At 70.7% G+C, this 6,922-nt stretch carries 6 protein-coding genes; all 6 read right to left on the bottom strand.

What is annotated here, in order from left to right; translation table 11 throughout:
• Nucleotides 1–18 precede the first annotated feature (18 nt).
• Nucleotides 19–1,536, bottom strand: a complete 1,518-nt coding sequence (locus ACTIDRAF_RS0217505) for a YifB family Mg chelatase-like AAA ATPase (protein ID WP_016700023.1) — start codon at nt 1,534–1,536, stop codon at nt 19–21.
• 1 nt (nt 1,537) lies between these two features.
• A complete protein-coding gene (locus tag ACTIDRAF_RS29520; RefSeq protein ID WP_245533573.1) occupies nt 1,538–1,900 on the bottom strand; it encodes a YraN family protein in 363 nt (120 codons plus the stop codon).
• 402 nt (nt 1,901–2,302) lie between these two features.
• On the bottom strand, nt 2,303–2,530 hold the full coding sequence (locus ACTIDRAF_RS0217495; RefSeq protein WP_016700020.1) for a hypothetical protein: 228 nt from the start codon (nt 2,528–2,530) through the stop codon (nt 2,303–2,305).
• 104 nt (nt 2,531–2,634) lie between these two features.
• On the bottom strand, nt 2,635–3,885 hold the full coding sequence (locus tag ACTIDRAF_RS0217490) for a PQQ-dependent sugar dehydrogenase (protein ID WP_016700019.1): 1,251 nt from the start codon (nt 3,883–3,885) through the stop codon (nt 2,635–2,637).
• 820 nt (nt 3,886–4,705) lie between these two features.
• The gene (gene fni / locus ACTIDRAF_RS0217480; RefSeq protein WP_016700017.1) at nt 4,706–5,752 is read right to left on the bottom strand and encodes a type 2 isopentenyl-diphosphate Delta-isomerase; all 1,047 of its coding nucleotides are present in this window, start codon (nt 5,750–5,752) and stop codon (nt 4,706–4,708) included.
• Nucleotides 5,753–5,862: 110 nt separating this feature from the next.
• The gene (locus ACTIDRAF_RS0217475) at nt 5,863–6,870 is read right to left on the bottom strand and encodes a 1-aminocyclopropane-1-carboxylate deaminase (protein WP_016700016.1); all 1,008 of its coding nucleotides are present in this window, start codon (nt 6,868–6,870) and stop codon (nt 5,863–5,865) included.
• Nucleotides 6,871–6,922: the final 52 nt, after the last annotated feature.

Raw genomic sequence — 6,922 nt, 5'->3', positions numbered from 1 at the left:
CCTCCTCGCACACCTCGCTCACGCCGGCATCCTCCAGTCCCGGAACTCCAGGGCACGGGTGACGTGCTCCTCGGTGGGCCTCTCCTGCTCGGCCAGGTCGCAGAGGGTCCAGGCCACCCGCAGGCAACGATCGGCTCCTCGGGCGGTGACCGACCCCTCGCACAGACCGCGGTCCAACACGGCCAGCACGGTGGGCGGGGGTCGGAACCTGCCGCGCAACGCGGAACCCGGCACCTCGGCGTTCGTGCGCCAGCCATGGTCGGCCCACCGCTCGGCGGCCCGTTGTCTGGCCCGCCGCACCCGTTCCCGCACCACGGCGGTGGTCTCCTCCGGGGCGACATCGGCGCCGGCCGGCGTCATGGCCAGCACGGGCCTGGTCCGCACCCGCAGGTCCACCCGGTCCAGCAGGGGACCGGACAGCCTCCCGAAGTACTTCCGGCGGGCGGTCGGTGAACAGACGCAGTCGGTGTCACGGGGCGGCGCGCACGGGCACAGGTTGGTCGCCAGCACCAGCTGGCAGCGGGCCGGGTAGCGCGCGATGCCATGGCTCCTGGCGATGCGGACCTCACCCTCCTCGACGGCCGTGCGGAGCGCCTCGAGGCGGTGCGCACCGAACTCGCAGGCCTCGTCGGCGAAGAGCACCCCGCGGTGTGCGCAGCTCACCGCTCCCGGACGGGCCACCCCGGACCCGCCCCCGACCAGCCCGGGCACGGTGGTCGCGTGGTGGGGTGCCACGAAGGGAGGGGAGGTGACCAGCGGCGCGTCCGGAGTCAGCAGCCCGGCCAGCGAATGGATGGTGGTCACCTCGAGCGCGTCGGCTCGGGACAACTCGGGGAGCAGCCCGCTGAGCCGGCGGGCCAGCATCGTCTTCCCGGTTCCCGGAGGACCGGCGAGCAGGAGGTGATGACCGCCGGCCGCCGCGATCTCCAGCGCCCGCCGCGCCGTGGGTTGTCCGATGACATCGGCCAGTTCCGGAGCCGGTGGGCGTTCCGATACCGTCGCGACGGTCGAGCTCAGCGGTTCTCCCTCCCGGAGCCACCGCACCACGGCGCCCAGATCCGCCGCGCCCAGGGCTCGAACCCCGTCGACGAGGGCCGCCTCGGGCAGTGCCTCGACGGGAACGACGGCGGTTCGCAGCCCGGCGGCCCGTCCGGCGAGCAACGCCGGCAGCACGCCGCGCACCGGTCGCAGCCGGCCGTCGAGGGCCAGCTCGCCGAACAGCAGCGTGCCGGTCAGCCGTTCAGCGGGAAGGGCGCCGGCCGCGGCCAGCACGACGCAGGCCAGCGCGAGGTCGTAACCGGCGCCGGTCTTCTGCAGGGCGGCAGGGGACAGCGCCAGGGTGACCCGCTGTCTCGGCCAGCTCTCCCCGACGTTGCGGAGCGCCGCCCGCACGCGGTCCTTCGACTCGTTGACCACGGCGTCCAACCGCCCCAACAGCCGAACGCCCGGCAACCCGGCCCCGACGTCGGCCTCGATCTCCACCGGTACCCCGTCCACCCCCAACAGGCCCACGGACCAGGCCTTCGCCATCGCCATGTCAGGACACCCCCCGGAAGTGGCGCAGCGCAGCGGGCCCCCGGGCGGGCAACACGACGCTGACCACGTCGAAGCGGACCGCGCACCAACCGACGTGGTAGCGGGCCAGCCACGCCGAGGTGAGGACGCGCAGGCGCCTGAGCTTCGCGGGGGTGACGGCGACGGCCGGGTCCTCGACGTCCTCCGGTGACGTGCCGGACCGGGTCTTGACCTCGCAGACCACCAGCGTGTCGTCGTCGACGGCGACGACATCGAGCTCACCGTGCCGGCAACGCCAGTTGCGGCTGAGCACCACCAGTCCCTGGCGCTCCAGGTGCGCCACCGCGACGTCCTCGCCCCATCGGCCGAGCCTGGAGGCAGGCACCGGTCTTGTGGTGGTACCGGCGCTCCCGCGCGTGCCTTCCCCCGCCTGCGTCATCGTGGCTCCCCGTCGTCGAGTGCTCGTCGCGGACCACACTGGTCGATCGCACCCTCGTCGCGCGGCGGGTAGACGCCACCCTGTGGACAACTCCCGGCCTGGGGACAACTGGCGAGGTTTTCCCGGGTTTCCCCTGCCGGGTGGCCCTCCTGTCGAAGGACAACCGGGGAGGCGGATCGGGAGGAGATGGGGCCGAGCCCGAGCGGGAGGGTGGCGGGAGGCGGACCGGCTGGTGTTCCGGTGCCGTCACCGAGGTGGCGGCCGGGCGGGGACATCACGTGAGGCGGCGGTCGACCGGGGAGAAACGGGAGCTCGCGGTGCCTGGGCCCAAGGGGGCGGTCAGTCCGTTCAGCGGAAGAGGCCGCCGCTGCCGTACTTCTTGTGCACGGCCTGCTTGCTCACGCCGAGCACCTCGGCGATACGGGCCCAGGAGACACCCGCCACCCTGGCCCGGCGCACCTGCACGGCCTCCAACCGTTCCGACTGGCGGCGCAGTTCCGCGGTGGCGCGTAGCGCGTTCAACGGGTCCTCGCCCTCCGCCGCGCTGACGAGGTCCGCGAGCACACTGTCCGACATGTCGGCAACATACCCGGTGTCAGCCGCGGTCGGGTCATCTCGGGTCGGGTGGGAGGCGCCCGGTCAGCCGGTCACCGCCTCCCACCCGACCGCCGGTCAGCTGGTCAGCCCGTCGTCGAGAACGACACCGAGTACAGCTGACCCGGGAGGTCGTTGACCAGGTAGAGCTCCCCGTTCCCGTCGGTGCCGAAGGAGGTCACCTGGATGGGGGCCTCCCCGATCACGGCGCTCTCGTACCCGTCTGCGCCCGGCACGACACCCCACGCGGTGCCCGAGCAGTAGTCGGCCAGCACGTAGGTGCCGCCGGCGATGTCGTCGTACAGCTCGCCCCGGTAGACGTGCCCGCCGATGACCGCGCACCCGTCCAGTGACGTCCGGTACCAGAACACCGGGTCCACGTAGTCCACGTCCTGCTCGCACCGGGATTCGTCGAAGTACGCTGGTCCTTCGAGACAGGACCAGCCGAAGTGCGCCCCCGCGAGGTCGGCCGGGACGTGGTTGACCTCCTCGTAGGCACCCTGCCCGACGTCGGCGATCCACAGCGACTCGTCGACGTGGTCGAAGGAGAAGCGCCAGGCGTTGCGCAACCCGTAGGACCAGATCTCCGGTCTCGCGTCCGGGGTGTCCACGAAGGGGTTGTCCTGGGGAACGCAGTACCCCTCGGCCGCGCAGTCCCTCCCCACGTCGATCCGCACGATTTTCCCCAGCAGGGTGCTCAGGTCGGTCGCGTTGCCGTCCGGGTCTCCCGAACCGCCACCGTCGCCGAGGCTCCAGTAGAGGTGCCCGTCGGGTCCGAAGGCCACTTCCCCACCGTTGTGGTTGGTGTAGGTGGGATGTTCCTGGGTGAGCAGCACCTCCTCGCTGCCCGGATCGATCGCCCGATCGCGGGCGGTGTCGAGCGTGAAGCGGGACAGGGTGACGTCGCCGTCGGGCTGGCTGGTGTAGCTCACGTACACGTGGGGGTTGGTGGTGAAGTCCGGTGCGGTGGCGATCCCGAGCAGGCCCCGCTCGTTGCCAGCTCCGTTCACCCGGTCGACGATGTCCAGCAGGGGGGACGAGGACAGGCCGGTGTCGGGGTGGTAGCTGCGCACGGTCCCTGGCTTCTCGGTGATGAAGAGCCGGCCGCTGCCGTCGTCGGGGGCGGCGATGGCGGTGGGTCGGGCCAGGCCGCTGGCCACCAGGGTGGTGTCCAGGGACAGCTGGTCGAGATCGGCTGTGCCGGCGCTGCCGGTCGCGCCGTCGGCTGGGGCGTGGGCGGTACCGGCCGGGCCGGCCGTGGTGGCTCCCACTAAGAGGGGAACGAGTACGACCGAGACGGCCGCGGACAGGCGGGTCGTCAACCGATGGTGCGGCATGAAGCCTCCTACCGGACACGAGTTCGTCGGTGAACACGCTTCGATATCCGCGGCGAACGCGGATCGGAATTCGGTGCGCCCGCAAGGGTAACGTGGCATTTCGCTGCGAAGGGCAGTGCTCGGCATTCGGAGCAGATCGGTGTGGAGCGGACGAAGGAATGGCCTGGGAACAGCGGATCAGCGTACGTGTCCGCCTACTCGGCCGACCGCGTGAAAATCAGGGTCGCCGTTGGTCCCGCTGGTGACGAGGGGTGGCGTCTCATCGGCCGACACCGTGGTGAGCTGGTGAGAAGTGCGGAGGTGCGCTGTTGACCAGCCTCGCGGACACGGGGTGACCGCGTCGACCACCAGTTGTGGAATAGTGGCCAGGAGCGGCTTCATCCCGTCTGATGGGCGGGAACGAATGGACCAGGACGCTCTCGTTCTTCCGGTCCAGGTCGAATAGGCCGTGCGATCTCACCGAGCTGATCCACCGATTTTCGGTTTTCCAATGCGGTGTTCCCACCGTGTCGGTCGGTTTCCGCCAGGAGAGGGCCCGCGGAACCGGGGAGCGGGTGGTCCCGGACAGGGCGGTGGGCTGATCAGCACGGCGGGGCTTTGGGGCCGGTGCGGGCGCCGGCCGCCCCGGTGGGCGCCTGCCTGCTGGGGCGGAAGTGGGAGCTCCTGGGATGGCCGCGACGTGATCGGCCGAGGGGCCGCCGAAGCGGACGGGGGAGAACACGTTCCTAATTTTTACTGAATTTCATCGCTTCAGTCTCGACTAAAATTAACTACTACCACCCCAACCGAACAAACACACCCAGAAGGGAAGGAACCCCGCTCAGCCCATCCGCCGGGCCAGGCTGAGCGCCCGCAGCGCCGTCAGATCTCCGCAGCCCGAACAGTGCAGGGCGACGCGCAGTTCCCACAGGAAGTTCTCGATCCACGTCCGCACGGCGTCCGCCGACTCCGTGGCGGGCCTGAGGAGGGGCCTGGCCACCGCGACCACGTCCGCACCCAACGCGAGCGCTTTGGCGGCCTCGGTTCCGGTACGGATACCGCCCGAGGCGATCACCGGGAAGCTCGGCAGGGCCTGCCGGATCTGGGTGAGGGCCTGTGCGGTGGGCAAGCCCCACTCCGCCAGCTCGGGGTGTCGAACGGCGCCGTAGCGGACGTACTGCTCGACCTTCGCCCACGAGGTCCCGCCAGCTCCCGCCACGTCCACCGCGGCCGCTCCGACCTCGGCCACCTGGGTGGCGACCTCCACGCCCAGGCCGTGTCCCACCTCCTTGACCAGGATCGGGAAGGGGACCTCCTCGATCACGTCCGCGAGTCGACGCACCAGTCCACGGAAATCGGTGTCACCGTCCTCCTGCACGGCTTCCTGGAGCGGATTGGTGTGGAAGGCCAAGGCGTCGGCCCCGACGTCCCTGACGGCGCGCCGTACCTCGGCGGCGCCGTAGCCCTTGTTCAGTTGGGCCGCGCCGAGGTTGCCGATCAGCAGGGCGTCCGGAGCGAGGTCGCGCACGGCGAACGACGCGGTGACCTCCGGCCTGGCGAGCATGATGCGTTGCGAGCCCAGCATCAGGCCCACCCCGAGCTGCTGCGCGGCCGTGGCGAGATTGCGGTTGATGCGGCCGGCGAGCTCCGCTCCCCCGGTCATCGCCCCGATGAGGAGCGGAGCCCGTAGCGGCCGCCCGAGGAAACCCGTCGACAGGTCGATCGAGGCCAGGTCGGTCTCGGGCAACGCGGAGTAGGGGAGGTCGTACCGCTCCAGACCGGTGGTCCTGGTGGTGTAGTCGACGTCGTGGCGCAGGCACGCCTCGATGTGCCGTAACTTCCGCGACCGGATGTCCCCACCCGCGTCACGGTCTGCTCCGCTGGTCACGGAATGCGCCCCCGGATCCCTTCGCGTGCTCCCACCAGGGGAGCGGCTTGGTCTGGTCGTGTCTGGCTGCCGGAGGCATTATGACCGGGTGACCGTTGAGCTGCCCGTCCTCAGCCGAGGACGGAGGAGTAGCCGTTGATCGCCGGTTGACCACCCAGGTGCGCGAACAGGACCGTGGAGTCCTCCGGGATCTCCCGGCGCCGGACCAGGTCGATCAGCCCCGCCATCGACTTCCCCTCGTACACCGGGTCGGTGATCATGCCTTCCAACCGGGCGGCGGTCCCGATCGCGGCCAGCGTGGTGTCGTCCGGGACACCGTACACACCACCGTGGTAGCGGTCGTCGAGCACGATCTCCGCGTCTTCCAGTTCCCGCTCGACGCCCACCAGCCTGGCCGTGGCCCTGGCGATCCGGCTGATCTGCCGCCGGGTCTCGGTTGGCTTCGCCGAGGCGTCGACCCCGATGATCCGGCGGGGTCGTGGGCTCAGGGCGTTTCCGGCGATCATGCCGGCCTGGGTGCTCCCGGTGACCGAGCAGACCACGACCGTGTCGAAGAAGATGCCCAGCTCGGTTTCCTGGGCTTCGAGTTCGCGGATCCAACTGGCGAAGCCGAGTCCGCCGAGGGGGTGGTCGGAGCCGCCTGCGGGGATGGGGTAGGGGGTCGCGCCGGTCGCGCGGACCTCGGCGATCGCCTTTTCCCAGCTTTCCTTCACCCCGATGCCGAAGTCGGCGTCCACGAGTCTGACCTCGGCGCCGAGCATGCGGGAGAGCTGGATGTTGCCGACCCGGTCGTAGTTGTCGTCGGCCCAGTTCACCCAGCTCTCCTGGACGAGTACGGCTCGCAGGCCGGCGCGGGCGGCCGCGGCGGCCACCTGTCGGGTGTGGTTGGACTGGATGCCGCCGATGGAGACCAGGGTGTCGGCGCCGGTGGCCAGTGCGTCGGCGACGAGGTACTCGAGTTTGCGGGTCTTGTTGCCGCCGAACGCGAGTCCGGAGTTCAGGTCCTCGCGTTTGGCCCAGATCCGAGCGCCGCCGAGTTCCTGGCTGAGGCGGTCGAGGGGGTGCAGGGGGGAGGGGCCGAGCAGCAGGGGGAAGCGGGGGAGGTTGTCGAGGGACATGCGTGTCCTTCCGGTGGGGGGTGGTCAGGAGTCGGGGTGGGTGGGGCCGTGT

Origin of the sequence: Actinoalloteichus spitiensis RMV-1378 (genome assembly GCF_000239155.1) — a bacterium.
Lineage (GTDB): Bacteria > Actinomycetota > Actinomycetes > Mycobacteriales > Pseudonocardiaceae > Actinoalloteichus_B > Actinoalloteichus_B spitiensis.
This window is presented reverse-complemented; position numbering and strand designations above follow the sequence as displayed.

Excerpts from the sequence above, each read along its gene's own strand:
- ACTIDRAF_RS0217495 (WP_016700020.1), bottom strand. The coding sequence starts at position 2,530 with ATGTCGGACAGTGTGCTCGCGGACCTCGTCAGCGCGGCGGAGGGCGAG.
- ACTIDRAF_RS0217505 (WP_016700023.1), bottom strand. The coding sequence starts at position 1,536 with ATGGCGATGGCGAAGGCCTGGTCCGTGGGCCTGTTGGGGGTGGACGGG.
- ACTIDRAF_RS0217475 (WP_016700016.1), bottom strand. The coding sequence starts at position 6,870 with ATGTCCCTCGACAACCTCCCCCGCTTCCCCCTGCTGCTCGGCCCCTCC.
- ACTIDRAF_RS0217490 (WP_016700019.1), bottom strand. The coding sequence starts at position 3,885 with ATGCCGCACCATCGGTTGACGACCCGCCTGTCCGCGGCCGTCTCGGTC.